At 43.7% G+C, this 25,965-nt stretch carries 32 protein-coding genes, 1 pseudogene and 1 riboswitch; of the genes and pseudogenes, 4 read left to right on the top strand and 29 right to left on the bottom strand.

Features of this window, described 5'->3' with window-relative positions; genetic code table 11:
* Positions 1–81: 81 nt before the first annotated feature.
* Positions 82–197, bottom strand: a riboswitch (SAM riboswitch).
* Between the two features lie 221 nt (positions 198–418).
* Positions 419–2,005 carry a phosphoenolpyruvate carboxykinase (ATP) gene (gene pckA, locus GFC30_RS15355; protein WP_066327804.1) on the top strand — a complete coding sequence of 529 codons (1,587 nt, stop codon included), beginning with the start codon at positions 419–421 and terminating at the stop codon, positions 2,003–2,005.
* Positions 2,006–2,046: 41 nt separating this feature from the next.
* Here pckA and GFC30_RS15360 read toward each other — a convergent pair whose 3' ends face one another.
* Entirely contained in the window at positions 2,047–2,289 is a 243-nt protein-coding gene (locus GFC30_RS15360) for a DUF2584 domain-containing protein (RefSeq protein ID WP_066327807.1), read from the bottom strand.
* 281 nt (positions 2,290–2,570) lie between these two features.
* Here GFC30_RS15360 and tnpC point away from each other — a divergent pair, with 281 nt between their 5' ends.
* The 3 genes and pseudogenes from tnpC to GFC30_RS15375 form a co-directional block, all read left to right on the top strand.
* A complete protein-coding gene (gene tnpC / locus GFC30_RS15365; protein ID WP_066324512.1) occupies positions 2,571–4,028 on the top strand; it encodes an IS66 family transposase in 1,458 nt (485 codons plus the stop codon).
* Between the two features lie 67 nt (positions 4,029–4,095).
* Positions 4,096–6,492 (top strand): trypsin-like peptidase domain-containing protein, encoded by a 2,397-nt coding sequence (locus GFC30_RS15370; protein ID WP_084256487.1) that lies wholly within the window; start codon positions 4,096–4,098, stop codon positions 6,490–6,492.
* 35 nt (positions 6,493–6,527) lie between these two features.
* Positions 6,528–6,988: pseudogene (locus GFC30_RS15375) on the top strand (ABC transporter substrate-binding protein); the annotation flags it as partial.
* Between the two features lie 115 nt (positions 6,989–7,103).
* On the opposite strand, the gene GFC30_RS17725 reads toward GFC30_RS15375, so the two are convergent.
* The 28 genes from GFC30_RS17725 to GFC30_RS15490 all read right to left on the bottom strand — a co-directional run bounded on the left by GFC30_RS17725 (position 7,104) and on the right by GFC30_RS15490 (position 25,963).
* Positions 7,104–7,262 carry a hypothetical protein gene (locus GFC30_RS17725; protein WP_338012319.1) on the bottom strand — a complete coding sequence of 53 codons (159 nt, stop codon included), beginning with the start codon at positions 7,260–7,262 and terminating at the stop codon, positions 7,104–7,106.
* A gap of 344 nt (positions 7,263–7,606) precedes the next feature.
* Complete coding sequence (locus tag GFC30_RS17655; protein WP_274520111.1) at positions 7,607–7,735, bottom strand: hypothetical protein; 129 nt, start codon at positions 7,733–7,735, stop codon at positions 7,607–7,609.
* Between the two features lie 128 nt (positions 7,736–7,863).
* On the bottom strand, positions 7,864–8,565 hold the full coding sequence (locus GFC30_RS15385) for an N-acetylmuramoyl-L-alanine amidase (RefSeq protein ID WP_238583581.1): 702 nt from the start codon (positions 8,563–8,565) through the stop codon (positions 7,864–7,866).
* Entirely contained in the window at positions 8,565–8,981 is a 417-nt protein-coding gene (locus tag GFC30_RS15390) for a phage holin family protein (RefSeq protein ID WP_066327814.1), read from the bottom strand. The genes GFC30_RS15385 and GFC30_RS15390 overlap by 1 nt, the downstream gene beginning before the upstream one ends.
* Before the next feature lie 73 nt (positions 8,982–9,054).
* The gene (locus tag GFC30_RS17285) at positions 9,055–9,192 is read right to left on the bottom strand and encodes a hypothetical protein (RefSeq protein WP_169807021.1); all 138 of its coding nucleotides are present in this window, start codon (positions 9,190–9,192) and stop codon (positions 9,055–9,057) included.
* Between the two features lies 1 nt (position 9,193).
* A complete protein-coding gene (locus tag GFC30_RS15395; RefSeq protein ID WP_066327820.1) occupies positions 9,194–9,574 on the bottom strand; it encodes a hypothetical protein in 381 nt (126 codons plus the stop codon).
* Positions 9,575–9,586: 12 nt separating this feature from the next.
* Positions 9,587–11,098, bottom strand: coding sequence for a tail fiber protein (locus tag GFC30_RS17570; protein ID WP_238583582.1), 1,512 nt, complete (start codon positions 11,096–11,098; stop codon positions 9,587–9,589).
* 5 nt (positions 11,099–11,103) lie between these two features.
* Positions 11,104–11,646 (bottom strand): YmfQ family protein, encoded by a 543-nt coding sequence (locus tag GFC30_RS15405; RefSeq protein WP_066327824.1) that lies wholly within the window; start codon positions 11,644–11,646, stop codon positions 11,104–11,106.
* A 4-nt stretch (positions 11,647–11,650) separates the two neighbouring features.
* On the bottom strand, positions 11,651–12,688 hold the full coding sequence (locus GFC30_RS15410) for a baseplate J/gp47 family protein (RefSeq protein ID WP_066327827.1): 1,038 nt from the start codon (positions 12,686–12,688) through the stop codon (positions 11,651–11,653).
* Positions 12,681–13,091 (bottom strand): DUF2634 domain-containing protein, encoded by a 411-nt coding sequence (locus GFC30_RS15415; protein ID WP_066327831.1) that lies wholly within the window; start codon positions 13,089–13,091, stop codon positions 12,681–12,683. Before GFC30_RS15415 ends, GFC30_RS15410 begins: the two co-directional genes overlap by 8 nt.
* Positions 13,091–13,348, bottom strand: a complete 258-nt coding sequence (locus GFC30_RS15420) for a DUF2577 domain-containing protein (protein WP_066327837.1) — start codon at positions 13,346–13,348, stop codon at positions 13,091–13,093. The genes GFC30_RS15415 and GFC30_RS15420 overlap by 1 nt, the downstream gene beginning before the upstream one ends.
* Complete coding sequence (locus tag GFC30_RS15425) at positions 13,348–14,307, bottom strand: XkdQ/YqbQ family protein (RefSeq protein WP_066327840.1); 960 nt, start codon at positions 14,305–14,307, stop codon at positions 13,348–13,350. The genes GFC30_RS15420 and GFC30_RS15425 overlap by 1 nt, the downstream gene beginning before the upstream one ends.
* Positions 14,307–14,981: a LysM peptidoglycan-binding domain-containing protein gene (locus tag GFC30_RS15430; protein WP_066327842.1), complete on the bottom strand. Its 675-nt coding sequence runs from the start codon at positions 14,979–14,981 to the stop codon at positions 14,307–14,309. Before GFC30_RS15430 ends, GFC30_RS15425 begins: the two co-directional genes overlap by 1 nt.
* Positions 14,981–17,221, bottom strand: coding sequence for a tape measure protein (locus tag GFC30_RS15435; protein ID WP_066327844.1), 2,241 nt, complete (start codon positions 17,219–17,221; stop codon positions 14,981–14,983). Before GFC30_RS15435 ends, GFC30_RS15430 begins: the two co-directional genes overlap by 1 nt.
* A 183-nt stretch (positions 17,222–17,404) precedes the next feature.
* Entirely contained in the window at positions 17,405–17,806 is a 402-nt protein-coding gene (locus GFC30_RS15440; protein WP_066327845.1) for a phage tail assembly chaperone, read from the bottom strand.
* An 18-nt stretch (positions 17,807–17,824) separates the two neighbouring features.
* On the bottom strand, positions 17,825–18,289 hold the full coding sequence (locus GFC30_RS15445) for a phage tail tube protein (RefSeq protein ID WP_066327848.1): 465 nt from the start codon (positions 18,287–18,289) through the stop codon (positions 17,825–17,827).
* Between the two features lie 18 nt (positions 18,290–18,307).
* Complete coding sequence (locus GFC30_RS15450) at positions 18,308–19,606, bottom strand: phage tail sheath subtilisin-like domain-containing protein (protein ID WP_066327851.1); 1,299 nt, start codon at positions 19,604–19,606, stop codon at positions 18,308–18,310.
* On the bottom strand, positions 19,606–19,779 hold the full coding sequence (locus GFC30_RS17290) for a hypothetical protein (RefSeq protein ID WP_169807022.1): 174 nt from the start codon (positions 19,777–19,779) through the stop codon (positions 19,606–19,608). The genes GFC30_RS15450 and GFC30_RS17290 overlap by 1 nt, the downstream gene beginning before the upstream one ends.
* Entirely contained in the window at positions 19,763–20,170 is a 408-nt protein-coding gene (locus GFC30_RS15455) for a phage tail terminator family protein (RefSeq protein WP_066327854.1), read from the bottom strand. The genes GFC30_RS17290 and GFC30_RS15455 overlap by 17 nt, the downstream gene beginning before the upstream one ends.
* Positions 20,160–20,558 (bottom strand): HK97 gp10 family phage protein, encoded by a 399-nt coding sequence (locus GFC30_RS15460; protein ID WP_066327856.1) that lies wholly within the window; start codon positions 20,556–20,558, stop codon positions 20,160–20,162. The genes GFC30_RS15455 and GFC30_RS15460 overlap by 11 nt, the downstream gene beginning before the upstream one ends.
* Positions 20,558–20,923, bottom strand: a complete 366-nt coding sequence (locus GFC30_RS15465; protein ID WP_066327859.1) for a DUF3599 family protein — start codon at positions 20,921–20,923, stop codon at positions 20,558–20,560. The genes GFC30_RS15460 and GFC30_RS15465 overlap by 1 nt, the downstream gene beginning before the upstream one ends.
* A 1-nt stretch (position 20,924) precedes the next feature.
* On the bottom strand, positions 20,925–21,266 hold the full coding sequence (locus GFC30_RS15470; RefSeq protein ID WP_066327864.1) for a head-tail connector protein: 342 nt from the start codon (positions 21,264–21,266) through the stop codon (positions 20,925–20,927).
* Between the two features lie 2 nt (positions 21,267–21,268).
* Positions 21,269–21,415, bottom strand: coding sequence for a hypothetical protein (locus tag GFC30_RS17295; RefSeq protein WP_169807023.1), 147 nt, complete (start codon positions 21,413–21,415; stop codon positions 21,269–21,271).
* Positions 21,416–21,428: 13 nt separating this feature from the next.
* The gene (locus tag GFC30_RS15475) at positions 21,429–22,247 is read right to left on the bottom strand and encodes a N4-gp56 family major capsid protein (protein ID WP_066327865.1); all 819 of its coding nucleotides are present in this window, start codon (positions 22,245–22,247) and stop codon (positions 21,429–21,431) included.
* A 20-nt stretch (positions 22,248–22,267) separates the two neighbouring features.
* Positions 22,268–22,825 (bottom strand): phage scaffolding protein, encoded by a 558-nt coding sequence (locus GFC30_RS15480; RefSeq protein ID WP_066327866.1) that lies wholly within the window; start codon positions 22,823–22,825, stop codon positions 22,268–22,270.
* A 121-nt stretch (positions 22,826–22,946) separates the two neighbouring features.
* A complete protein-coding gene (locus GFC30_RS17105; RefSeq protein WP_158512142.1) occupies positions 22,947–23,117 on the bottom strand; it encodes a hypothetical protein in 171 nt (56 codons plus the stop codon).
* Positions 23,110–24,546, bottom strand: coding sequence for a minor capsid protein (locus GFC30_RS15485; protein ID WP_238583583.1), 1,437 nt, complete (start codon positions 24,544–24,546; stop codon positions 23,110–23,112). Before GFC30_RS15485 ends, GFC30_RS17105 begins: the two co-directional genes overlap by 8 nt.
* The gene (locus GFC30_RS15490) at positions 24,539–25,963 is read right to left on the bottom strand and encodes a phage portal protein (protein WP_066327868.1); all 1,425 of its coding nucleotides are present in this window, start codon (positions 25,961–25,963) and stop codon (positions 24,539–24,541) included. Before GFC30_RS15490 ends, GFC30_RS15485 begins: the two co-directional genes overlap by 8 nt.
* Positions 25,964–25,965: the final 2 nt, after the last annotated feature.

The raw sequence follows: 25,965 nt of genomic DNA on the forward strand, positions 1-25,965 counted from the left end.
CTCATTTTCCCACGTCTATCAACGAAAAAACCTTTCCTTCAACTGCGAGGAAAGGTGATTGCATTCTTATCGAGCCTTTCACTCTTATCGTTCAAGGGCGTTGCCTTGCCACAGGTTAGCACCATTTCACATGTACAATTGTTGTGACGGTTGCTGGGTTTCATTGGGCCTGTCCCTCCACCAACTCGGGATAAGAGTAACCGTTCAATATGTTATCATAACTTAAATAATAAAAAAAAGTCAACATCGTTTCATAATTTTTTTGCGGATTGCCTTAGAAAAAAACGTCACGAAAAATTTGCAACAAAATAGACAAAAATAAAAACAAAAATTACAATAAATAGTATGGACTAATTATCCTAATGTGTTATACTATTTTCAAGGGGATAAATTAACAAAAAAAAGGTAGGTATTGTATATGAGCATTGTTGACGTCACGAATAAATTGGCGGTATTGCTACACCAATCGAATGTGCAAGAAAACTTATCCGTTCCTCAATTAGTCGAAAAAGTTCTTGCCCGCAAGGAAGGGATGTTGACGCTGACAGGTGCCGTCGCAACGACAACTGGAAAATATACAGGACGTTCGCCAAAAGATAAGTACATTGTTGAAGAAGCTTCCACAAAAGATAAAATCGATTGGGGTTCCGTTAATCAGCCGATTGCGGAAGAAGTGTTTGAGAAATTATATAATAAGGTGATTGATTATTTAATGGCAAAAGACGAAATTTTCGTCTTTAAAGGGTTTGCTGGAGCTGATCCGAAATATCGCTTGCCAATTCAAGTCATTAACGAGTTTGCATGGCACAACTTGTTTGCCCATCAATTGTTTATTCGCCCGACAGAAGAAGAGTTGGCGGAACATCAAGCACAATTTACCGTCATTTCTGCACCGAATTTTAAAGCAGACCCTGCGGTAGATGGAACGAAGTCAGAAACGTTTATCATCATTTCCTTTGAACGCCGCATCGTCTTAATCGGTGGGACAGAATATGCAGGCGAAATTAAAAAGTCCATTTTCTCAGTCGTGAACTATCTTCTTCCAGAACAAAATATTTTGCCGATGCATTGCTCAGCCAACGTTGGCCAAGAAGGAGATGTTGCACTATTTTTCGGGCTTTCCGGCACAGGAAAAACGACGCTTTCTGCCGACCCGAAACGCCGGTTAATTGGTGATGATGAGCACGGATGGTCAAATAGCGGCGTGTTTAACATTGAAGGCGGTTGCTATGCGAAATGCATTAACTTGTCGCGGGAAAAAGAGCCACAAATTTTTGACGCGATTCGGTTTGGTGCCGTGCTAGAAAACGTCGTCATTGACGAGTATACGCGCATTCCGAACTATGATGATGGTACGCTCACTGAAAATACACGCGCCGCCTATCCGATTCAAGCAATCGACAACATCGTCGATCCAAGCGTCGCCGGCCATCCGACGACGATCATTTTCTTAACAGCCGACGCATTCGGAGTGTTGCCGCCAATCAGCAAATTAACGAGAGAGCAAGCGATGTACCATTTCTTAAGCGGCTATACGAGCAAATTGGCCGGCACAGAACGCGGCATCACTTCGCCGCAAGCGACGTTCTCGACGTGCTTTGGCGCACCATTCTTGCCGCTTCCAGCAACGCGCTATGCGGAAATGCTCGGCAAAAAAATTGACGAGCACAATGTGCAAGTATTTTTAGTGAACACCGGCTGGACGGGCGGCGAATACGGCGTCGGCAACCGCATGAAGCTACAATATACGCGCGCGATGGTGCAATCGGCGCTTGAAGGCGAGCTCAACAATGTCGAAACGGTAAAAGATCCGATTTTCGGCCTAGAAATTCCGGCACACGTCCCAGGCGTACCAGACGAAGTGTTACAGCCGAAAAACACATGGGCCGATCAAGAAGCGTATGAGCAGAAAGCAAAGGAGCTTGCCGAACAATTCCGCGAAAACTTCAAAAAATTTGCGAACATCGATCCGAACATTGAGAAACTAGGCGGGCCGATCGTTTAAATGTCAAGGGATATCTTTCCGCTAGGAAGATATCCCTTTTATTAGTTAATCGAATGCAGCGAAACGAGTTCATATGTCACAATCGTGCGGTTGTTTGCCAATTCGATTTTTTTCACAATCGCCTGCCCGCTCGTTTCGCTTTGCAGCGTCCGCTTCACTTCAAGCGGGATATCGAGCGGATAAATGCGGTATCCTTCTTTTTCAAGCAGAAACAAATTATCTTTCACGCGCTGTTCTTTTCCTTTTGTCACAATCATCGTTTGAAACTCTAACGGCATGCCCATCATCTTCACCTCTTTCATAAAATCTTTGCTATTTTCATTGAACCATATTTGGCGCGATTTCTCAAATCGCCCCCAAAAACCCTTTATTTCCCACAATTATCCTGCCCATCTTTTTGCTATAATAGAGTATATGTTTTATAGAAAAACAGCTAGAATAGGAGGCAACGATGAAAAACAAACGTAACTATTCAGCCGTTACATAGAAAAAGTTTACGAGATCGGGTTTATTTCTGCTCCCCTTGTCTATACTAGTACCATCCAAGACAAGGGAGGTGAACACGATGGCAAACGTTGTTTTTGATTTTCAACAAGCGGTCTTTACACTCGAAAGCATGGTCGCAAAAATCGAGCGCCAAGCGCAAACCATCGAAAAACTCATCAAAGAAAACGAGCAGCTAAGACAAGAAAACCAACAATTAAAAGCACGTATTGCAGAATTAGAAGCCCGTACGAAAAAAAACAGTACGAACAGCCACTTACCGCCGTCCTCTGACCGGTTTGTGGCGAAATCCCCTTCTCGCCAACCGTCGGAGAAACAGCCGGGAGGGCAACTAGGGCATCGAGGAACGACGCTCCGCCAAGTACCGAATCCTGACCATCGAGTCCTTCACCGCGTGACCAAATGCAAAGGATGTGGTCACTCTTTAGAACATGTTGCTCCGCTTCAAGTAGACATTCGCCAAGTGTTCGACCTCCCAGTGGTTCGAATGGAAGTGACTCAACACGAACGGGAAGTGAAGGGGTGTCCGAAATGTCATCTCGTCCAGCAGGCAGAGTTCCCTTTTTATGTCACGAATCATGTCCAGTACGGACCAGCCATCACTTCCCTTGTTTTATACTGGAATCATGCGCAGTTGATCCCGTGCGAGCGTGTCACGGAGATGGTCAAAGCGTTAGTGGGCCATTCAATCAGTGCAGGCACAGTCGTGAACATGACGAGACGGTGGCTCCCTGTGTTAGAAGCAGCGCTCAAAGAGATCGAAACGGCGTTGCTAACCTCCAGCACGTTGCACGTCGATGAAACGAGCCTGCGTGTGAACAGAAAGAACCAATGGGTGCATGTGGCTTCCACTGCCAAGGTCACACGATACGGGCTTCATCGTTCCCGTGGAAAGCAAGCGACGGACGACATCGGGATCTTGCCACGGTACAAAGGAACGATGGTACACGATGCGTATTCGGTGTACCCGATGTACACAGAGGCGAGCCATGCGCTTTGCCACGCCCATCATCTCCGGGAGCTTCGGGCATATACGGAACTTTACGGCCATTCATGGTCGAAAGAGATGACCGAAGCACTGTTGGAGATGAAACAGGCGGTGGAGAAAGCGGGCGGAGCTCTACCGGAAGAGGAAGTCCGGTATTGGGAAGCAGTGTACGACCAGCTTCTAGCGAATGGTCGACAAGAACTCGATGAACGTTGCCGACAAGGCAACCATGAAGGCGTCCGCAACGCGCAAAATTTCATCCAGCGCCTGGAAAAGCGCAAGCAAGAAGCGCTTCTCTTCCTGCGAAAGAAAGAAGTGCCGTTTGACAACAACCAAGCCGAGCGTGATTTGCGGATGGTGAAAGTCAAACAAAAAATTTCCGGAACGTTTCGTCAGGAAGACGATGCCGAGGCTTTCTGCACCATTCGCAGCGTCATTTCTACCCTGCAAAAACACGGAAAGCCGGTTTGGGAATCGTTGCAAAGACTTCTAAGTGGGGAGTCTCTCCAAACGATTCTCCATTCCTCCTAGGGCATTTTCGATACTGGAAATGCCCTATTGGTGCTGGATTCTGAAAATCTCACTAGTATTGGGCTGAATGGATACAAACAAACTTCTTTTCTTCTTATCCGCTATGTTGTTCGCCTTCTTCATCGGACAAGTTCCGGCAACAGCTAAAGGAACGAATGCAGACGCATTAGTCCAGCAAGCAGAAACATATAGTGAACAATTGAAACGGTACATTTATTTTGAGTATGCAAAAAAAATTGCTGCTGCACCACCTCAACTGTTAAGCAACACTACCAAGACGATTCAGCAAGCAAAAGCAGCAGCGGCTAAAACAAAAGGCACAAAGCGCGCGAAACTATTGGCGCGTTTAAAAGCCGTCGATACCATGTATAGTCGAGCAGTCGCTTACAATAATGCCGTCCGAACAGGAACAAGTTTAAAAGACAAAACAAACCGGCTACTAGCCTCTTTTAAACAAAATCCGGCGAGCGACCAAACGGAAGCGATGTATACAGCGGTTCAATCAGAACTAAAGAAATTTGCTAGCGCCTATCAGCAAGTATACGGATCACCGACGCGGACAGCGCTCTATCGTACATATCATGCACCGGCAGAGCAAGCAATCAATCAAACAAAAACGGCATACGTTTTAAAAACGGAATTTAACAAGCTTCGCCAAATGATCCGTTACAGCAAAAACGAAGCCACTATTTTCAATCAAATCGACAAATTTGAAGCACATCTTATGAGCGTGAAAACAAATCGTTCCTTGTTCACTGCCTTTTCCAATTCTTATGAAGATGTTTTAAAAGCACAAGGAACGTCACAAGGAATTTCAACGTTAATCTTAAAAAAGATTATTGCCCAAGAAAAAAGCGTTCTTTTCTTAGAGATGTTTAACGAAGCGAACGAGCCGATCGCTCAAGCAAGTGGCTTTGTTGTCGGCAAAAGCACTATTTTAACGAACTTCCATGTCGTGCAAGGCGCAGCGAAAATTGTAGCATACGACGAAAATGGAAATGAAATTCCGATTCGCGGAGTTGTTCAATACGATGAAACAACAGATTTAGCACTTCTTGCGACGCAAACGGATTTAGCGTTACCTGCGCTTAAAATAGGGGATACTTCCTTGCTTGAAAAAGGGGATCCGATCGTCACGATTAGCAGTCCAGAAGGGCTGATGAACACCGTATCGACAGGGATTATTAGCAATCTGCATTTAATGGAAGATGAAGCAGGAAACGAAGTCCGACTTATTCAAATTACCGCACCGATTACACACGGAAGTTCTGGGGGAGCGTTGTTTAACGAATTCGGGCATGTCATCGGTGTGACCTCATCGGGATTCGACGTCGGCAATATTAACTTTGCCGTAGATATCGTTCATGCAGCACATTGGATTTCGTTTTATAAGGAAAAAACAGCCGCATCTCTCACGGTCATTCCTTATCGGTTATTGCCTGCTCCGCAAAATGAAAGCGCGCCATCATCCGAAACAGGCAGTACAATACCAACGACTGGAACGACGGTGACACCACCGCCAACTATGCCGGTCAGTACAAGCAAGCTATATCTTGATTTTCAAGCAGTCGAAACGGTGTTTCATCCGACGAAACCGATTTTATATGCGCTCGATGGCAATAAAAACGTCGTCGAAGTTAACTTAGAAACAAAAACAGCGAAAAAAATTTCTTTGCCGCTAGCACCCGAACGGCTATATTTCGCAAATAACGAGCTATATGTTACACTGCCAAAAAATCAGCATAGCAGCACATGGTGGGAGGATCAACAAGAAGGCGCGTTCGCTATTATTGATGCAGAAACGTTCTCATTAAAAGCAGTCGTTGATATTCCGCTCGATCCGTGGGATATCGTCGCAGATGACCGCTACATCTATATTTCCAGTGGATCCGGTCAATGGACGTACTTGAAAGTATATTCCCGCCAAACGCTACTAGAAGTCGCACGCGTATACGGCATTTACCAACAATCGTTTTTAGCGATGCACCCAGATGGCGGAAAAGTATATGCAATTACCACCGGATTAAGCCCGCGAGATGTGGAAACGTACGTATTTAACGATGGAAAAATGATTTCGCACTATGATTCTCCGTATCATGGGGACTACAATTTAAATACGAATATGGCGATTTCACCAGATGGGCAGTTTCTTTTTAATGGATCAGGCGTCATTTTTCAAGCAGCTGCGGTGCAAAAATTTGATATGACTTATGTGACAACGCTCTATAACTCATATCAACATATCGCTTTCTATCTTCCGAAAAACGTGTTTTACACAAGCAAAGGAAAAACGATCGATGTATACGATTATACTACTTTTCAACGTATAAAAAGTTATCCATGGAATCAAGAGCTTCAACGGCTATACGTACAAAACGACCAACTCATTACGCTGTCCAAAGAAGGGGCTCGGTATGTCGTCCAAACATATTCGTTGAACGAGCAAGGAATGCTTATTTATTAGTAGCAAAAAAGCATGGGAAAGGGAAAACCTTTTCCATGCTTTTTCATTCTTCCCCATCAAAACGCCCGTTTGTCTTCCACTTTTGCTTCTTAGGCATTCACACATTTTTTTCACCAGCATACGATAAGGTAAATTCACGAAAAGGAGGTATGATCCTATGAAAAAATGGCTACGCATTGCGATGATTTCATTGTTTACCGTTTTTTTAGCCATTCCGATCGCCTGTACGAAACAAGAAACGACAAAAACGGTACGGGTAGCCGAAGTAACCCGCTCAATTTTTTACGCCCCACAATATGTTGCCCTTGCGAGAGGATTTTTTAAAGAAGAGGGACTCAACGTCGAACTGACGACGACATGGGGCGGAGATAAAACGATGACCACTCTTCTTTCAGGAGGTGCCGACATCGCATTGGTCGGCTCGGAAACATCGATTTACGTCTATAGCCAAGGAACGAGCGATCCGGTCATCAACTTTGCCCAGCTAACCCAAACTTTTAAGCAGGTTGATAACACCTTGACTGACTTATTTTTCTCAACGAGATGATACCTTAAAAACAACGAAAAAAACAAGGCGGATCACTCCGCCTTTTCTCTGTTGTTTATTAGACTCATTCCGCATCATACGGCCGGTATTTCTTGCGCAGTTCCTTTAGTTCCTGTGCAAGTGCTTCAACATCGATTCGGAAAAACAATTTATCTTTTTGGAAGCTTTTGATTGGTGTTATTCTTCCTGATTCGATTAACTTACTAAGGCGTTGATATGTCACGCCCAAGATCTCCAGTGTTTCAGCGACCCCGAGGACTTCACTTTGAATGAAGTCCTCGAGTTCTTTCCGTGACGCAAAGTGGTATGGCACGCTGTTTCCTCCTTTATCTGTTTCGGAAGTACGAGACAATGTAACGAATGCCCGCAATTCCCCATACAACAATAACAACCAACAACACGGTGTCTAATACGCCAAGATCTCTGAAATCAGCAGTCACGAAAAAACGAACCGCAACAAACGCTAACAAAATGTTCGCAAGCCAAGCTAGCTTTGACATACATTTTGGGAGATGATAATATTTTTTATACAGAAGCCCTTCCCGAAGGTCGGGCTTCCTTATTCGGTTATCGGCGACGTTTCTTTTTGGAGCGTCGCTTTTTCTTTTGGTTCCGTCCTTCCATGAAGGCGATGGTCGCTAGGACGAAACCGGCGATACTACAAAGTTTTTCTATGATGTCCAGCCACTTCATCATCCCCCAGTCGTTCACCTCCTTTCTAGCTTTATTATAACATATCTATTTAAATATTACAATAGATAAAATAAAAAATTTTCTCTATTTAAGTAATTTTTTATATCCCCGCCAAAACAGCGGGGATCAACTCAGTCGGTGATATAGACGGGATACCCTTTTTTCTTCAGCTCCTCCGCCAACCGCTCGGCGTTGCTCCGATCAGTAAAAGCCCCAACTTGGACGCTGTAGAGTTTGTCCTTAGAAGCAGTTGACGGTGCAGGACTCGACTTTCTTTTCAAACTGTATGTCTCGGCGATTCCAGCGACAATTGCCGCCGCTACTTTTCTCCTGTAGGAGTCAGATTTTAAAAGCGTTGCTTCCTCTTTGTTGGTCATGAAACCGCACTCAATCAGAATAGCTGTCATCTTCGTCTCACGCAACACATGGAAGTCTGCTGTTTTTACACCGCGATTCTTTCGTCCGGTCTCTCGAATAAGATGGTTCTGCACGTTCGCCGCAAGCATCATCGCCTCTTTCGGTTTCGAGGTGTAAACATACGTTTCAATTCCTTCAGCACTGCTCCACCCGGATCCAGCGGCATTGGCATGAATCGAAACATATACATCTGCCCTCCAAGCATTGGCTGTATCCGTTCTCGTTTTTAGTGGCACATCCGCCTTTCCGGTCGGATCGTCAATCCGCAGCACTTCAACCCCTTCAAATTCCCCCAGTTCCTCTTGTACTAGCGTTGCTACAGCACTGTTGAACTCCCACTCACGCATGCTACCGTCTGGAGTTCTTTTCCCCGGTGTATTGTATCCATGCCCGGCGTCGATTGCAACTTTCAACATTATTTCCCCTCTCCTTTCTGACTTTCACTTTTTAGTTGCGCAAACACCTTAGAAACCTGTCCTGGAATAGATACACCCAAACGACCGAGATTTTCAATGAAACTGATTCCTTCATTCCCGATCAGAAACATAATCATCGTATTGCGCATAAAATCACCGCTACCTGTCACCGCGTCCAGTTGGTTTGCCACGATGACAGCTAAAATCATAGCCATTTTTTTCATTAACCCTCTAAACGCTGTTTTGGATGAAACTTCTTTTGTTCCAACAGCAACCATCAGACCTGAAATATAATCCACTGCCATCATGATTCCGAGTGCAATAGCAAGATGATCAACCCCGCCAATTAAATAGGCGATAGCTGATGTGCTACCGCCTGTGATTGTCGTGTATAGTGTGTTTGTATTATGTTTCATTTGTTTTCCTCTCTTTCTTTAAGAATAACAAACACCCTCTCATGCGAAAGTGCACTTATTGCGCATAATCGTCCTATTGCGTTATTAAATCCTCTCGTCCTTTCTCCCGAAGGTAAGCGTCAATGCCTTCTTTTAAGTCTGGACGCTTGGAAATGACAAAATCATACGTGTACGCTCCGTCAACGATACGTTGTGCTAAATATGCCGCCATTTTACATACCTCCTAACAGTAAGTCATCTAATGCTTTTTGAATAATTTGTTGACGTTGCTCCAATTCCTTCACCTGCTCCGTCAACGGTTTTTGAAACACCGGTTCTTGTGTTGGTGTAGTTGGGTCAGGATACGAAAATTCTAATTCTAGTGTTTGAGGGTTCACTCGAAAACCATTACATTGCGTAAAATCTTCCGCATATTGTCCATATTCAAGCTGAATAACGCCAACCGTATCACGAACACGCTCCTTTAATGTTTGGTATATCTCGAAATCTTGGTCAATGGTTGTTTCAACAACTGCACCCATCATTTCGCCTGTGTCGAGAATAACGTTTCCTGTTGATTTGTCATAATAAATTTTGCGCCCGATTCGATTCATTTTTGTCCCACCTTATTCAATTGCTATCCACTTATAGCTAGCAACTTCTGGCAAATTAATTGAGAATCCGTCTGTATATATAGACCAAGTTGTATGACTAACTATACCGCCGTAAGAGTAATAAGTTTGGTCTAAATTATCATTAACCTGCCAATAAACTATCCTACCATTAACACTATACTGACCTCCTCCAATATTCTCAACGACCACAAGAGAAGGTCTAAATGCAAGACCTCTTATAGTTACTGATGACGTTGAACTAACTTGACCACTAGCCCATTTCTTCCCTGTTGGAATACTATTGACCCCTGTATTCAATTCATCGAATGTCGGAACTGCCCCAGCTTGAGTCACAGTCCCACCTTTGCCAATGATGGCGGACTTTAGCTGGGCTTTACCATCATTGACATAGAAAAAATCCGATTCTTGAGAATATGGGGTTGCTTGAGTTCCGTATTCAAATTTGATTCGCGTTACCGCCTTGCTTCCTGACGGCATTCCTTGTGGGTCACCACCAACAACGAATTTTATCCAAACTTCAGTTGTTCCGGAAGGAATAAAGAAAGTATCGGTTTTTCTATGCCAATCCCTGTTCAAATCAGCTCTTAATTGTCCTAATATTTGAGGATTCCCATTCCCGTAAAGTTCCACACAGATATTTCCATGTGTTTGACTTAAGCTGTAAAACCACGCAGATATTGTTACATATACTCCACCATTCCAACAAGGAATTCTTTGTGTATTGTCCAATACATGCCATTCATTGGCTGAGACAGCGCTAAAATGGTCAACAAATGAACCTAAATTTAATGTTTGACCGACGAAAAAATGTGAACATGTATTTACCCAACCAGCCAACCCAAACTGAAAAGACGAGTTTTTAACTTTATTAGGATTTGCTTGAAGGACAAAATTTTTAGCATTTTGCTCTGCATTATTCCAAGCCGTTCTTTCTGCTGCCGTTATGTGCTTCACATAATCCGCCGAATGCGCAGCAATCGCGTCATTCACCTGCTTCACCGCGTTCGCTGTCGGCGCTTGTGTCGTGCTAGTGCTGGATGTAGAATCGACTAATTGAACAATCCCCGGCGCACTTGTGCTTGCGCTCGGCAATTGAGATGTCGGTACTTTTGTGTCACTGTCAAGAGAGGCGACGCCGTTTGCCGCGCCTTTTTGGCTGGCCGGAATAGCGTCCGTGATTCCGTATCCAGCAAGCGTTGTTGGTTTGCTTGTAATTTCTGCGAATGTATGCGTATGTCCTGTCGGACTGGCCCCTACATCACTAGCTGTCAGAGTGACGGCTCCTGTCTTGTTGTTGACGCTCGCGACTGTGTTGCGTTGAGCACCCGACTCGATCCCGTCGAGTTTTGCTTTATCTGCCGCAGACATTCGTCCTGCTTGCGACGCTGTAGCCAGTTTGGTCACTTCAACGTCCAAAACATCAAAGTTTTGATTCAAATCATCGATGTTGACAACGTCTGTGCCTTCAGGCTTCTTTAAACCCAAGTTCCCTGTATACTGCACCCTTCTCACGCTCCTTCATCGTATACTTTGAGTTCATTCCACGTTTTTAAACTTGCTTGAGCCCACGTGAGAGATTTCACTACATCCCACACCGTATATGTGTACTTAAAGCTATATGCCAAGTGTGCCGGTTTAATCTGTTCCAGCATTTCAATGAATCCTGCCATGTTTGGCGGAATGCCCTTCACGCCGATGAATTTGATTTCAAATCGGTGTTCCGCCGGGTACTCAATCACATCCACTTCTCCACCACTGAACGCAGCCGCAGCGTTCTGAATCATCTGTTTAGTTACGGTACCAAAACCGCGTAGTTTCGCTTTGATTCGCTCTCTACGCCACTCTATCGACTTGGTCGTATCCACTACCAGCCCAAGTTCTGATTCCCAAAACGACAATCCCCATGTCGCTGTGCCGACTGAAAATTGATCGAGCAACTGATCGATTTCAAACAAAAGCTGTCCGAGCTCTTCTCCCTCTGTACTCATGATTTGCTGAAACTCTCGAATGCCCTGATAATAGTCGGGGAGATATTGAAACAAATCAACCATTCATCTATACCCCCAAACTTATGGTTCCGAGTACCGGAACCTCATCATCTTGCAACGCAATATTGACCGCACCGCCATTCAAGGTCAAACCGCTATAGTCGATGACACCCGGGGTATTCAATAAAAGTGTCCCGATTTTTGCGTAGCTAACATACGTCATTGAAAAAGCGATTTCTTTGAAATATTCATCCAACGACACCGCAAAAGCATCTTGTACGTTTTGCAGTGTGTATCCCAGCGCAAGGACTACGTTTGCCGAAACGTTAATCGACTTGCCCGTCGCCGAAACCACTGTGACAGATGCTCCGATTGGTCGTACTTGTTCGATATATTCTTGCACCTGCGCAACCAATTCATTGGTTGCTGGCTGCATGTCTGTGTTGACGATTATGACTTTGACAGTGCCCGGACCATTCCAAAGAGGCGTAACCTTTGCTGCGCCTACGCCTGCGACCTCGGTTGCCCATCGCTTGTAGTCTGCCGCGTTTCCACTCGTTCCTGGTTCTCGTACTTTTTGTAAAAATCGTTTTCGGAGGGAATCGTCGCTTTCTTCGTCCTCACCAGGAATGAGAACGTCGGCTAGTATCGCTGTCCCTAGTCCCTCAATCGGTTCGATCGGGAGGAGATTTCCGAATTCTTGATTCCCAACACTCCCTGATGTTTCAGCCTGCATACGAAACTGACCGTCTGTGATTTTTTCAATCGCTACATAGACCATATCATTTAGTCGAAATCTACTTCCGATTGGAATATTAAACGGTGCATTGTTCCCATCCGTAAATACCCCTTTTCGCACAGCAGGCGTTGCTTGCTTTCTGTATACACCAAAGTCTGCGGCGCGCTTATCTAAATATTCGCCCGTCGATGTTTCTCCAAAAACAAGACGCAAAACTACATCCAACTCCGCATACATTTGTGCTAGTTCCTCCGCAGCCGGCGCTAATGCGTCGTAGATGACAGAGCCTTCTTGCTTATCTATGTCATCCGGTATTCGGTCAAGCATTCTTTGTAAAATTGCCTCAAACGTTTGATTCTCAAACAATGCCGTTCACCTCCTTGGACATTTCTATTTTTCCGTATACAGTTTGACACACGAATGAGGCGATAGCCGAATCTCCTTGGAATTGGATGTTCATATCTTCAACTGATAGGACGCGCGTATCCTGTAGAACGGCTTCTTCAATCCTCCGTAGCAATTCTGCTTGAACAAACAACCTTTCTTTTCCAATTAAGTTTTCAAAGCCATAATTGTCACTGTAAATTAAATATTTGAAGCGCTCCGTACTTAGCATCTTGAAAATAGATTGTTTGATCGCTTCTAGCCCGTCAATCATTCCGACACATCGGCCGTTTTCAAAGTCTAGGCGATATGTTTTGCTAGGCAAAGTAGAGTCATTATTCACTTCCAAATCTTCAATCAGAATACCCCCAGAAGGCAATACCATCACTTCACCACCTTATCCAAAACAATGAATTGCTGACCGCCCTGCACACGCAGCAAAACCACTCTATCTCCCCTTCTTACATTCGCCTGATCTACACGTTCCGTGATCACTAAAAAATCTTCCGTCAGTCTCAACTTTTGATGGATTTGAATCTCAAGAGGACTTTCAGATGCAACGGTGCCAAACAAAACATTGACTGGATTTGTCGCCTCCACGGCCTTTACTGCCACATTTTTAATTAAATCTACTAGACTCATCAAATCACCTTCAAATCAAGCTGCATGGTATGCACACCGCCTTCCCAATTGTGCGTGCACTCATCGACGAGAAAATATTGTTTCACACCAATTTTTTCAATGTACACAAACACAAAACAACCTGCGCGCACTTTCCAATGACCGAGGCAATTGAGTTTCAACGATTTCGTTTCGCGGTTACGCAACTTAATCAGCTTATCCAACAAGTCTTTAATTTGCGCTGCCGTCATCTTTTCGTCGACTTTCCGAAATTCTTGTAGCCGTCCCCATTTGGCAATGTTCGCGCTGTCTTGTGCAATGTAAACCTCACGTTTACCTGTTTTCTTATTGTCTTGTACGATTTTGACGCGATTATACGTTTCTTCGTCGATTGATTTTTTATACTCAAAATCAAAAAGCAGACTCTCTTCCCCAATGTAAAAGTCGTCTGCTTGAATAGCCATGTTATTGATATTTCGCAATTCCAATTTCCCAAAATTATCGAACAGCACATAGTTTCTGTTCGTCGTAATCAGTGTTGAATCTAAAAACTTTGCCACGACATCAAGCGCTTTTTTGTTGTCTTCGACCATTGCTGGTACTTTGTATCCCGTTTCTTCAAACGTTCCTACTTTCAACCCTGCGTCGTGTGCGATTTTCTTTATACCAGCTGTCGCTGTTGTCGCTGAAAACACAAACGTATCGTTATACATGAGATATCGCAATTGGTCATATGCTTTCACGCTAAATTCACTACTCGTACTAAAACCTGTTTCAAATACATACCCGTAAAAAATCTTGTACGATCCATCTGTTACACGAATGATCGCCCCGTTATTGACAGGAAATTTCGTTGGTTGTTCAATTATTAATTTTGCGTCCAATGTGCCCGCCTTCCCAATTCGGCTTGTTTTCCATTGCACACTTGAAACAGGCATGTCCCATATCGTACCATCTCGATTATCGATCAATACTTCCATCATTTCACCCAATCTGTAGGGATTTTTAACACTAATCCGATTGGTAGTTTCCGCAACTGACTATCCTTAATTCTGTTTAGTTTTTGTAGTTCTGGGTAACGGTTTCCGTTGCCCGTGTAGTATTTTGCTACTTTCCAAAGGTTATCGCCTGCCTTTAACGTGTACGTCGTCGGCTTAGGTTTCGTGCTTGGTCGAGTAGGCGCTTTTTTCTTCACGACTTGAACAGCTGATGACGTTTGTTTTTTAACCACTTGCATTTTCTTTGGAGCGAACGGCACGTATGTTTTTAATTCAAGTGAAAAATTTACGTCCTCGCTACCGAAAGCCTCATCATATTCAAAGTTCTCAATAGTTACCAATTCATTGATCGTAAAAGAGCCATTGACATAGATGTAACGTACTGGTTGTTTATTCGTCATCCATTTTTCTAATAAAGCAATGTAATATTGCGGCTCTTTAAAAACCGCACCCGAATAATGAGTAGGTTGAGCAGGAAAAAAAGATTCCAGAGAGAAGCCCGACAGCTTTTTATCTTTCGGCACGTTTACACGCCCTAGCGATGCGATTGTAAATTCCTCACCGTCTCCTTCTGTTTTTACACTCACTTTTTCAGGATTCACCGGCAGTCGAAACATTTCTTGGTCATTGGCAGCAAAATAAATAGCGCGCTCCATCACGAGTACACCCCTTCTGCCGATCGGGCAATTTCGTTGACCATACTTTCCTCAAAGCGACGAACAAGTTGGTCAACATCGACCTCGTTCCGAATGTCGCCAGTTTTGACTTGAACAGTAGGTGTCAATGTGATGAAGTTTTGAATGGACTTAATCGTCGCCAGCTCTTTGAAAACTTGCAAATCTTCTTCGGCAATGTTAATTTCGTCGTCAATTTTCCCGATTTTATCGAGCTTACCGCCTGTCGGATTTTTGTCGTCTTTCCCACTTGCTAGAGGGTTTTTCATGCCTGGGCTATTTGCGATTTGACTGCCTAATGATTGTGAAAATGGATTGCCCTTTTTTATTCCATCTGCTAATTTTTGGGTTTTATCTAACAAGCTTGCTGTTTTACCCGACAACCACTTGCTCATTTTATTCCCAACAGCATACCCAGCATCAAATGCTTGCGGAACACTAAATCTATTCATCCTCGGAATATTGACCATAAATTCACTGCTTGTTGGTGGTTTCAGATTCGCTGCAAAGTTTTTAAGTCCGCTGGACAAACTTCCGACTGAACTAGCGCTCAACTTACTTACTGTGCTGATATTAACACCTGGTATTTTGTTTAATACCTTGATTAAACCATTGACCGCGCCAATTGCGATATTTGCGCCTTTCACAAAAACACGCGCAAGAAAATTCGCGGCTGTGTCAAATGAGCCAGTGAGTGCGGACATGTTATCAACGACCATTTTCACCATATCGTAAAATAACTTTTTCACCGCATATACTGGGTCAAAAAAGACATTCATAATAAATTCAGCGACCATTGCGAAATAGTTCCAAATATTCGCAACGATATTCCAAATGAACGCTCCTAAACTAGCGAATAATCCTACGATAAACCCAACTACCGTAGCTGTTTGGTCTGCCCAATTTACTGTCGCATAAATGACTAAAGCAAGCAACGCAATAATTCCTAGTAACACCCACGTAGCTGGCGAACTAAGCATAGCCGTGTTATAAACCCATTGAGCTGCCGTGGCAATGAGCGTGGCTGTTTTCACTCTCAACCAATTTGCCGCAACGCCAAGTAAAATTGCGCCAATCCCAGCTAAAACAGAACCAATCACAGTTAAAATCGGCGCAATCCACGACCAGTTTTCTTCAAAAAATCGACCGACAGCACCGACCATTCGATAAAAGAACTCCAGTGCATCGAAAGCGAGATCCATGCCTTTAATAAACACCCGAACGAAAAACATTGCATGTTCCGCCATCGTCGCAAACGCATCGGAGTTAACAAACTGGTTAAAACGAATCAACAACGGCTCAAACGCACGAAGCGACCAGTTTTTAAACATGGTCATAGCATCGGCAAATGTTAATGGCATGTTTTTGAATTTCTTTTCAATGTCGTCAGCCGCTTTGAACATAGAGTTTTTTAGCATTTCGGAAGTGACTTGACCTTCACTAACCATTTTTCTTAATTGCCCATTAGTTACATGTAAGTATTTAGCTAAATTACCCACAATTTCCGGAGCCGTATCCATCATAGCACCTAATTCTTCCCATTGTACGACACCATTAGCTAGAGCTTGAGTCATCTGCAACATTGCTGATTCTGTTTGGACTGTTCCGGCTCCTATACTTTTAAAAAATTTATTTGTAATCTCAGTAAATCTTATCGTCTCGTCAACATTGTTAAAAAGATTTCCTGTTGTTGCTCTAATTTTAGCTACAGATTCTGCCATGTTGTTGTATCCACTTCGGCTACGCTGTGCGGCTTGATATACTTTCTCTTGCAATTGTGCCTGCGTTTGCAACCCGTCATTGATATTCGCTAAACGTGCTGATGTCGAAACATAAGCGTCCGAGGCTTGAACGAATGTTTGTACACCTTGCTTAATAGCTTCTAGCACCATATATGCCGCGGCTGAACCTGCAAACGCTGCAAAGAAACCTCTGACGGCACTTGTCGCCCGACCAACTGGAGGAGGCAAGTTAGCAAATTTAGAGCTAAGCGGTGTCAAAGAACTGTCCGCCTGTTTAGAAGCTACAATCAATCGTTCTAAATCGGCCGAAGCATTCGTAATTGCTTTTCGCGCTTTTGTCAGTCCTTTTGTATCTAATTGAGTGGCGCTCGCATCCATCTTTTCCATGACGCGAATGGTCGCATCCATCGCACGAATCATTTTCATTAATGGTCCTGTCAATTTATCATTTAACGCTAACGTTGTTTGAACCCCAGCCATTCGCTCACCCCCTCATTTTGCTTTTTATGCGATCGTGTTCTTTCTTCTCTTCTTCCAATTGCAATTGAATGCTTGCAATGACAAACGCTTTTTCTTTTCGGTCCATCTCCAAAAACTCGCGAGGACGCCAATGAAAACGGTGGAGAGCAACATGCGCATAAAACGCCTCTCCACCTTCTTCAATTAGTTTTTTGCCTCTTCTACCTCTTCGTCCATTGTCTTATCAAGCCCCGAAATTTCCGTTACCTTCTCAAGGATTTGGTTGGCTTCGCCCAAAAGAAACATTTCGGCAAACAGCTTGTCCGCACCTAAAACGCCGTATGACTCTTGCAGCTCTCGATCGTTCAAATCTGGATACACAATCGATGCCACGCAAATTTCGCGGTTGTATCTTACCACATCAAATACACGTTCCATTTTGCCGCCTTTGCCCGGGCGAAATTTAAAACAACGCTCATTAATGGCATCGGCTTCGCCCGCAGTCAACGGGCGCAACACAAGTGGTTCGTCAAAACGGTCAAGTTTTAACTCCACATTTTCATATGGTTTCACATTCCCTTTTAAAAAAGCCTTAAACTTACTCATGCAGCTCCTCCTTAGTTATCAGTTAATTGTTTTGAATTGGTCTAATAAATCGAAGTCATCAAATGTAAACGATACTTCGTCTTTTAGGACGTCGTCCGAATCGCCATCGAGTTTAGCAATCAACGTGCTATCTGGTACGATGTTTTTAATGATCGCCGTTTGTTTACCTGCCGCACTTGTAATGTCTGCATTAACCAGCATGGCGTCAAATATCGGCGCTTTTCCTGTTCTTAAATATTCCAACGCCATAGCACGAATTTCTGGACGATGATAGTAATACGTCATATTTCCCTTGCCGTTCGCCCCAACGATTTTACTTCCGTTCATACGCGAGCCTACACGTTTGACGTCAGCTTTGATATATTCAATAGTGGCGTCGAATTTCACGATTTCCGCAAATTCATATGACTTCCCGTCAATCGTAATATATAAAGTCCCTTCTTTCGAAGAAATCGCATCTTTTGATTCCATTACACGTGGCATATTTATCACCTCCGTTTATTACTTGCATGACACTGTCATGTAGAGTTTTTCCATTGCATCGACGAACTTGAGTCCCACGTTCACCAATACGGCATCTTTTTCATCGCCTTGTTCAACCACAATTTCATCTGGATTGTATGGCTCCAAAGCACCTACTCGTACGAGAGGATCTAACACCGTCTTCATAATCTCTTTTTTGAACAAGTTCCGTCCGTCCTCGTTATTATTCACTTTCCCGATGAAATACTTGGAATAAATGTACTGTGTATTGTCCGAAACAATGTCCATTTCGCGAATGATTTTGTTTTTGCGGAAGTCTTGATTTTTCGTCGGCGAAAAGGAACGGAACGTGTTAATGTCTTGCTCTACGACAACCGCATCACGATTGAATGTATAGACGATATGACCATCTTTCAACGCCTGTTCAATTTCCTCGTGCGTTTTGCGCTCACAATCCACCGCGCCCGGATATTCGGCATAGGTAAGCGAATTTGTTCCAGCGCTCGCATACGCCGCCGCATACCAATACAGCGCTTCTTTAGCGGTTAATTGCTCGTCCCCTTCAAGTGTAACGCCATTTAAAACAGACACCACGCCTTCATGGTCGGCAATGTTGTAATTGTTGGTCACCAATGTTACATTTTTTCCGTAATTAGCACGCCATTCTTTCACTTTCAACGTTAGCAATGCTTTTACTGTCGAATCATCTGTACCAACAGCAACCACTTTGAAATCTTGCGTATCCAGCCCTGCCGCAAATTCGGTATACGCATCGTTTGTTGCCGTTCCGGTTGTTCCGCCAGCAAGCGTCAACGTCACATCAGAAGTCGGCAACTGGCCACTGAACGTCACAAAAGCGTTCGGCTGTAAATCGGCAACGACAGCTACTGTTTGTGTATCGGCAATAGCTCCGTCAAAGTACGTTTTCACTGTTGCGGTCCCGTCTAAATTGACTGTAACGACGACAGAAATTTTATTACCGTCTAACCCCGCATATTTCGCTGTTGCTGTTAATCCACCACCAGTCGCTGTCGCTTTTGTCCCTTCGCTGTTTAAGTTATAAACGACCACTTGACTCGTCGCTTTAAACGCCTCACGGACAGGGACAATCGCACTTACATCTTTTCCGAACGTTTCCTTAAACTTTGTATTCGGCGACACTTTCACAAACTTTCTTGTTTCTCCCCAGTCTAATTTAACTGGAATCACTACGACGGCATTTGAATCAGGCGCTGTTGTGTTTAAACTGTTTGTTTCAAAATTGATATACGCACCAGGACGGACTTTATTTTGTGTCTTCCATGTTCCACCTGCCATTATTGAACCTCCTTCGCTTTCCACTCACTCAACAGCGAGTCTACTTCTTCTTTCGTGTACGTTTTCGAATCATCCAGCAATACTTCAAGTAACAATCGATCTTTCGTATATTCCGGCGCTCGAAGAAAAGCCGATTTTCCATATCGCTCTTTTTTTTCAGTTGGCTTGGCCAACCCAAACACCTCCTAGCGTCTGCATTTTTGTTTCGTCCATCACTTCTTGCAGACGTATTGAAACATCGAATGTGATAACAAGCGCATCGTCCTGTTTTGTTCCTTCTAACCGGTGCACATGATATTTGTTTGCGATATATTGAAATTCGGTTTGAAACGTTTCAAACACACCATCGCATTCGCTGTCCACTTCTGTTGATTGCGGAAAATATACAATATTCCACGAATACGTCCGCCACACTTGCCCCTTGATTTTTCGTTCTTGTTCCGACTGAATCATTCGCACAAGAAAAGCAGGAGTTTGAAGCCCCTGCTTAACTTTTTCGTCGTATACTTTGACGTTTCCGAACACTTGTTTAATTTGTTGAATGATGAGCGTTTTAATCTCCAAAGGTCCGCTTCATCTCCTTTTCGATCTCCCGTTTCCACATGTTCGGGGCGATTTTTTGCATGTCATTCATCGTTAGTTTCAACATAAACCGCCCTTCTACCCAACCGACCGTTTGCCCAGCTACCACAATGCGGTGACCATTCTCGACAAATGATGCGTACTCGGTTTGGTTGTAGATGTGAATATATATCGTGTCGCCTTTGTTCAACACATAATACTTCCAGTTGTTTCGCAAATTCCCTGTATCAACGGGAGTCAGCTTTTTCACTTTCCGAATGGCCAACTGTGCTATGCGTTGGGCTACCTTCATTTGTACTTGGTGCGCAATTTTATTCAGCTCCACTAAATGCTGTTTCAACAATCGAACTTCACTAAATTCATAGCCCATTATGCGTAACCCTTTCGGACGAGCAACACTTCTTGGTGGCTCGCATATACAAACGGTTCTTTCGCTGACTCGTAGCGCACTCCATCGATAACAAACACATCGCCAGCTCGCACGTCAATTTTGCTAGATAAAAAAACTTTGACATCGTACTGAATGGTGTTTACATCGTCTTGTGAAGCGTTATTTAGCGTCTGCATACCGACAGTGGAAAGGCGACAAGGCACATTTTCGTGCTTTGTCACCCATTGCATTCCGTCGGCGCCATTCGGCTTCTGATACACTTCGTATCGCTCGATGGTAGCTGTTCGGTCATACAGCCGTTCGACTGCGGGCTTGGCTTTGAGAAAGATGTTCCGAACCAGCATGCTACCACCTCATTTTTCGGAACTTATATAAAGCGTTCTTGTATGAATGAGCGACGCTTTCCACTTCTGTTTCACCTTGGCTCTTTTCATGAGCCGTAAACGTGACTTGCACGTCGCCTTCTTTGATAGACTGAACAGCAGGCTCGGCGTCGGGCTCATTTTTTTGCTTCAACCGAATGTAATCAACTACCATATCCGCATGCACATACAGCAACTCTTCTGGGATATCGTCACGATTGCAAAACGTCTTAATCGCTTGAGCAACTTTGTCAATATACATCATCAAGCGTTCGTCCGATGGCGGGTTTTCTAATTCCGCTTTCACAATTTCAAGAACAGTCATTGCTATTCAGCTGCCTTTTCTGCTGTCTTTTTCGTTCCCTTTTTCTCCTCTGCTTCCGTCACTTCTTCATATCCAGCGTTTTTAAATGCAGCCTCTTGTACGTCGTTTGTTGCGATTAACACTTCATCGCCTTTTTTAAATTTTTTCATATCCCGTCACCCCTTACGCTTTTTTGTGCACGTAAATGGCGTTCTTTTTGTTCTCGAATACGAACGCATCGTAACGAATGCGTCCTTCCACAAGCGTACCGTTAATGCCTGGCGGGTTTTCATGCGTCACGTAGTCGGTCAATTTAATTGGTGCGACCGTCGCCATTGGATGTGTGATGAAAAATTCAACGTTTGCTGGTAAATACGAAGATGGAACTGTAATCAACGGAATACCGTCAATTTGACCAACTTGCCCTTTCATTAAAGCGTCTTGTGCGATATCAGACGCTTTGATAAAAGAAGGATCTAAACGAATTTGCTTGTAGAAATTCGCACCAATATACGCTACACGACCAACTAACGGCACTTTTAAGTCTGTGAGCGTTGTCGTTGCGTCTAAGAACGCTTCATAGGCATTGTCCTTTGTGATTGGTGCCGTCGCCGTTGTGCCAGCATTCGCACAAATAACGGCAAAACGATAGATGTCCACTTCTGGAACAACCACTTCGTCAATTTGCCGCGCCAGTGCCTTTCCGGCTTCCATGACACCCATCGTATCTTGTTTCGATTTGTTGTCAATGGTGAACGTGAACGAACGGTCGCGCGTTACTTTCATCTCTTGCACGCTGTTTTGCAATTCAGATGGCGTCCCATAACGGCTCATTCCCGTCGGGGTGTAGTCTTGCATTGGGACTGTTGGAATCGAGAATACTTTCACCGTTTCGACTCCGACCCAATCCAAGTCTTGATTCACCGCCCCATTCGAAAGGGACTGCTTTTTAAAACGTTCATCTACATACGGTGCATACTTTTCAGCATAGTTAATTGGCATGGTTCATTACCTCCTGTACATTAAATAGAATTAAACCCAGCTAAGAACGGATCCTCTGGTTCGTCACCAGTCGGATTCCCCTCTGCTGGTTTGATACCTGTAATTTTTGGTTGGTTGTTGGTTTCAGGCACAAATAAAAAGGACTTGGTTTCTTGCAGCGCCTTCAGCTGCTCATCCAGTCCTTTTGTGATGTTGCCATTTTCATCGAGTTCGATTGTATTTTTGTCAAGAAGCGATGCAACCAAGTCGGCGTCATGTACTTTCCCGTTGATCGCCAATTTAATGGCGCTGTTCAATTGTGTTTCTTTAATTTTTGCTTCATATGCCGCCTTCTCGTCTTTATATCGCTTCTCTAAGTCCGCAAGCTTCGTTTGTAGTTCTTCGTTCCCTTCGGCTTGCTTTTTTAGCTGTTTTAAATCATTGTCGCGCTGTTCTAGCTGTTTTTTCATGTTGTCGAGGCTTGTTTTTAAGTCGTCTACTTTCGCTTTTTGCGCTTCCACCGACTTCCCATGCTCGGCCATAATTTTGTCAATGACGTCTTTTTCAAGACCTAAACTTTCAAGAAATTCGCGTTTCATGGTATTCCTCCTCTGGTTACGTTTTTTAACGTGGTTACGGCCACGAACCGCTTTGTTCTTTAACGTCTACAAATGCTAAAAAGACGAGAAAATAAAAAAGCACGTAACCTTTTTTGATTGGTTAAGTGCTTTTGCATTTGTAAGTAATTTCAGAAACGTCTTGGCTATTGATAAAGACTATCTCATCATCGTCTGAACGCTGACAACAATATTTCGGCTCCGAATCAAAAATTTCTAAAATGGTTACTTCCGTGCCATCTTTTAATTTGACAACATCTAATTCCTCAATCACTCTCTTCTCCCTCCATTTTCTTCTTTGCTTTTTTCTCATCAATAATATATGCACTTGTTAATCTTGGTTCTTTTTCCCTTTTTCCAATAATCCACGAAACTAAAACATAAGCTTCTCGACCGGTCGGTCCTTTTATTTTCATAATGGATTCATACAGATCACCATGGTTATTCGAACCATTGTATCGTGCAAAACTATGAGGAAGCTCTTTCAAAATGTTGTTTTTTAAATCCTGCCAGTTACTTAAATTATACCCGAGTAGCTCATCAAATAAAACAGCTTTAGGTCCTCCTGATTTGTGATTTTTATCAAGAGCATAGTTAGTTAGCTTTTGGTCAATGAAAATAGCACGTTCGATATTCGGAATCACTTTAGATGCCCGTTGTGATTCGGGCACGTATAGTCTGTCGCTCTTTTGGTGAATCGAACTTAACCACTCTTCATACGAAACGGAATCCACCAACCCATTCATCGACTGCCGTTTCTCGCCTTTCGTATATTCCGATTCATCAAAATACGGAATCGTCGTTGTTCGGCAACGTACATGAAATGGCGGCGCATTCGTGCCTGGCTTATAATCTTTGACGTTATAAACCTTGCCATCTTGATATCTACAAATATCCGATGTTCGCATATCGAGCGTGGCCAAAATCTCGTATTTCTCCATCCCTGCGTCGCGATAACTATTTTGTGCAGCTAAATTGTGAAAGAAACTCGCTTCCGTTCTGACCAACGCTTCGGCGCGTGAGTATGCAACGTCTGTCACTTTCACAATTTCTTTTGCTGTTTTGTCAATGGAGCGACCAATGATAAAGCTTTGTTCGAGCGACTTTCGAATATTTTGCATCGTTTCTTGCTCGTGTCCCCAAATCCGTTCCGAAAACTCTTTACCACTCCAGTTATACAACATCACTTCTCGCATCGTGCTGTCATCGAGTATTTGAACATCGGCTGGAATCCCTGCCATCGCAAAGTCGTACATGAAGTGATAATACGAGTTTTGGTATACATCGACCAATCCGGTGTAAGTGTACTCCTGCAAGCCGTTTTTGCCGCCGTATAGATGTAGCATTGTCATCTCGATTTGCGCTAAAAGCAGCTCTAACCGCGAAATCCGAACGCGATAACTAATCGCATTCAATAGATTTTCGTATTGCGGATTTCCTTCAAGCGCCATCGCACGAAAACGAGCAAGATCCACTTGTTGAAATTCCTTGATCTCTTGGGACGTCAGCACTTGTTTGGCTTCATGCATCGAAATCCGATTATCCCTGGCATATCGGGCGTAAAAAGCTTCGATTTGCCGCAAAATGTCCTGTTGAGCCTCTTTCAGGCGTTGCTGCATCTGTGCTAAATATCTATCAACAATTAACTTCGCTTCCTGTTCCCTTTGTGTCGCACGTTGTTCCCAATATTGACGACTATTCATTCATGTTCCCATCTTTCCTTTGTTGCTGGAACACACTCTGATAGCCGTTGTACATCTGTTCTTGTTCCCGTTGCTTTTTCAATCGTTCTTCCACTTGTTCTGTGTACCACGGGTGATTTTCTCGAATCGTTTGGTCATCGAGAATGCCAACAGAAGCTTGGCAATTAGCAATGGTCTCTGACTCGTTAATGATGATGTCGCGATTAAAAATAATCGAAATCGGCTCATTCGTGAAATCTCCTTTTCCGGTCATCAGCAAGTATTGGTCGATAAACCAAATTAATTGCTCAATACTTGATTGGAATTCCGTCTCGAGAATGTTACAATCCATATCCAAATCCGAGTATCGGTATCGCAACGCCACTCCACTTGCGTTGCCCAAATTCTCATCCTGTGTATCAACGCCGCGGCCGAATTCATAGATAGCTTTGCGAATGCGCAATAATTCTTTTTCGACTGCATCTGTCTGTAAATCGGCTTGTAGCTTGTCTACATCGCCATCTACATCGAGTTTTACAGCTCGGTATCTGTTAAGGTCGTTTAGAAACTCTTGTAGGTTTGTTCCCCCGTAGTTAACAAGTTTGTAAATGAAATTCGGGATATCTGCCAACAAATCTGCATTGACGGAAGCCTGTAAGTTGTAATCGTCAATCAATGACTTAATACAATCGATGAGAGGTTGCTCTTCTTCGTTATATTTAAACGCAATCAACGGCATGCGCTCCCACAGATACGGCTTCTCGTTGATGGTGAAATGATAGTTTGTTTCTATCCCAGCCAACACGTCTGGAACAAGTGAATCAGCTTGCAGGACGTAATACTTAATTCCTTTCGGGTGATGATACTCGACCTTCTTTTGTTTTTGCTTTTGTGTGTTCGTGTACACCACTTCTTCATACACCCGAATAAACGACACAATTTCTTCATGGTCGTTATCTTTCCAGAAAGGAATAATTTGCTCGCTCGGAATTTTTTTAAACGACAGCTCGCCTTTTTCGTCAATGTACACATACAAAAAAGCGATCCCTTTATTGATCGCTTCTTTGCCGAGATTTTTAATTACTTTTAACAAACGCTTATCAAACATATCTTGCATGATTTTGCGGTATTCTTCGTTTTCTGTCGCAATCGTCGGCTCTTTCGAAAGCAAATAGCCGACCTTTTGATTGACGAGCTTCTTCACAAAATCATGCGCCAACTTCTGATTCGAACGCCATGTGATATCTTGCTGCTTCTTCTCGATGTCCATTTTCGTGCGATAATATCGCTCACCTAGCACCATCAGTTTGCGCTTATCGCTCGTTTCCCAATCTTTAACCACAGCCGTCAAAAGCTGTTCATCGGTCATCATTCCTTTGGCCAACTCCGCCAATGCTCGCTCATGCCAGGGCGCTCTGAATAAATCCTCAATCAGCACGC

The organism is Anoxybacillus amylolyticus (assembly GCF_001634285.1).
Taxonomy (GTDB): domain Bacteria; phylum Bacillota; class Bacilli; order Bacillales; family Anoxybacillaceae; genus Anoxybacteroides; species Anoxybacteroides amylolyticum.

Bases quoted from the DNA above. Each gene is read 5' to 3' on its own strand.
- pckA (WP_066327804.1), top strand. From the start codon at position 419: ATGAGCATTGTTGACGTCACGAATAAATTGGCGGTATTGCTACACCAA.
- GFC30_RS15360 (WP_066327807.1), bottom strand. From the start codon at position 2,289: ATGGGCATGCCGTTAGAGTTTCAAACGATGATTGTGACAAAAGGAAAA.
- tnpC (WP_066324512.1), top strand. From the start codon at position 2,571: ATGGCAAACGTTGTTTTTGATTTTCAACAAGCGGTCTTTACACTCGAA.
- GFC30_RS15370 (WP_084256487.1), top strand. From the start codon at position 4,096: ATGGATACAAACAAACTTCTTTTCTTCTTATCCGCTATGTTGTTCGCC.
- GFC30_RS17655 (WP_274520111.1), bottom strand. From the start codon at position 7,735: ATGATGAAGTGGCTGGACATCATAGAAAAACTTTGTAGTATCGCCGGT.
- GFC30_RS15385 (WP_238583581.1), bottom strand. From the start codon at position 8,565: ATGTTGAAAGTTGCAATCGACGCCGGGCATGGATACAATACACCGGGG.
- GFC30_RS15390 (WP_066327814.1), bottom strand. From the start codon at position 8,981: ATGAAACATAATACAAACACACTATACACGACAATCACAGGCGGTAGC.
- GFC30_RS17285 (WP_169807021.1), bottom strand. From the start codon at position 9,192: ATGGCGGCATATTTAGCACAACGTATCGTTGACGGAGCGTACACGTAT.
- GFC30_RS15395 (WP_066327820.1), bottom strand. From the start codon at position 9,574: ATGAATCGAATCGGGCGCAAAATTTATTATGACAAATCAACAGGAAAC.
- GFC30_RS15405 (WP_066327824.1), bottom strand. From the start codon at position 11,646: ATGGTTGATTTGTTTCAATATCTCCCCGACTATTATCAGGGCATTCGA.
- GFC30_RS15415 (WP_066327831.1), bottom strand. From the start codon at position 13,091: ATGGTATTGCCTTCTGGGGGTATTCTGATTGAAGATTTGGAAGTGAAT.
- GFC30_RS15420 (WP_066327837.1), bottom strand. From the start codon at position 13,348: ATGAGTCTAGTAGATTTAATTAAAAATGTGGCAGTAAAGGCCGTGGAG.
- GFC30_RS15425 (WP_066327840.1), bottom strand. From the start codon at position 14,307: ATGGAAGTATTGATCGATAATCGAGATGGTACGATATGGGACATGCCT.
- GFC30_RS15430 (WP_066327842.1), bottom strand. From the start codon at position 14,981: ATGGAGCGCGCTATTTATTTTGCTGCCAATGACCAAGAAATGTTTCGA.
- GFC30_RS15435 (WP_066327844.1), bottom strand. From the start codon at position 17,221: ATGGCTGGGGTTCAAACAACGTTAGCGTTAAATGATAAATTGACAGGA.
- GFC30_RS15440 (WP_066327845.1), bottom strand. From the start codon at position 17,806: ATGAGTAAGTTTAAGGCTTTTTTAAAAGGGAATGTGAAACCATATGAA.
- GFC30_RS15445 (WP_066327848.1), bottom strand. From the start codon at position 18,289: ATGCCACGTGTAATGGAATCAAAAGATGCGATTTCTTCGAAAGAAGGG.
- GFC30_RS15450 (WP_066327851.1), bottom strand. From the start codon at position 19,606: ATGGCAGGTGGAACATGGAAGACACAAAATAAAGTCCGTCCTGGTGCG.
- GFC30_RS15460 (WP_066327856.1), bottom strand. From the start codon at position 20,558: ATGGGCTATGAATTTAGTGAAGTTCGATTGTTGAAACAGCATTTAGTG.
- GFC30_RS15465 (WP_066327859.1), bottom strand. From the start codon at position 20,923: ATGCTGGTTCGGAACATCTTTCTCAAAGCCAAGCCCGCAGTCGAACGG.
- GFC30_RS15470 (WP_066327864.1), bottom strand. From the start codon at position 21,266: ATGACTGTTCTTGAAATTGTGAAAGCGGAATTAGAAAACCCGCCATCG.
- GFC30_RS17295 (WP_169807023.1), bottom strand. From the start codon at position 21,415: ATGAAAAAATTTAAAAAAGGCGATGAAGTGTTAATCGCAACAAACGAC.
- GFC30_RS15475 (WP_066327865.1), bottom strand. From the start codon at position 22,247: ATGCCAATTAACTATGCTGAAAAGTATGCACCGTATGTAGATGAACGT.
- GFC30_RS15480 (WP_066327866.1), bottom strand. From the start codon at position 22,825: ATGAAACGCGAATTTCTTGAAAGTTTAGGTCTTGAAAAAGACGTCATT.
- GFC30_RS15485 (WP_238583583.1), bottom strand. From the start codon at position 24,546: ATGAATAGTCGTCAATATTGGGAACAACGTGCGACACAAAGGGAACAG.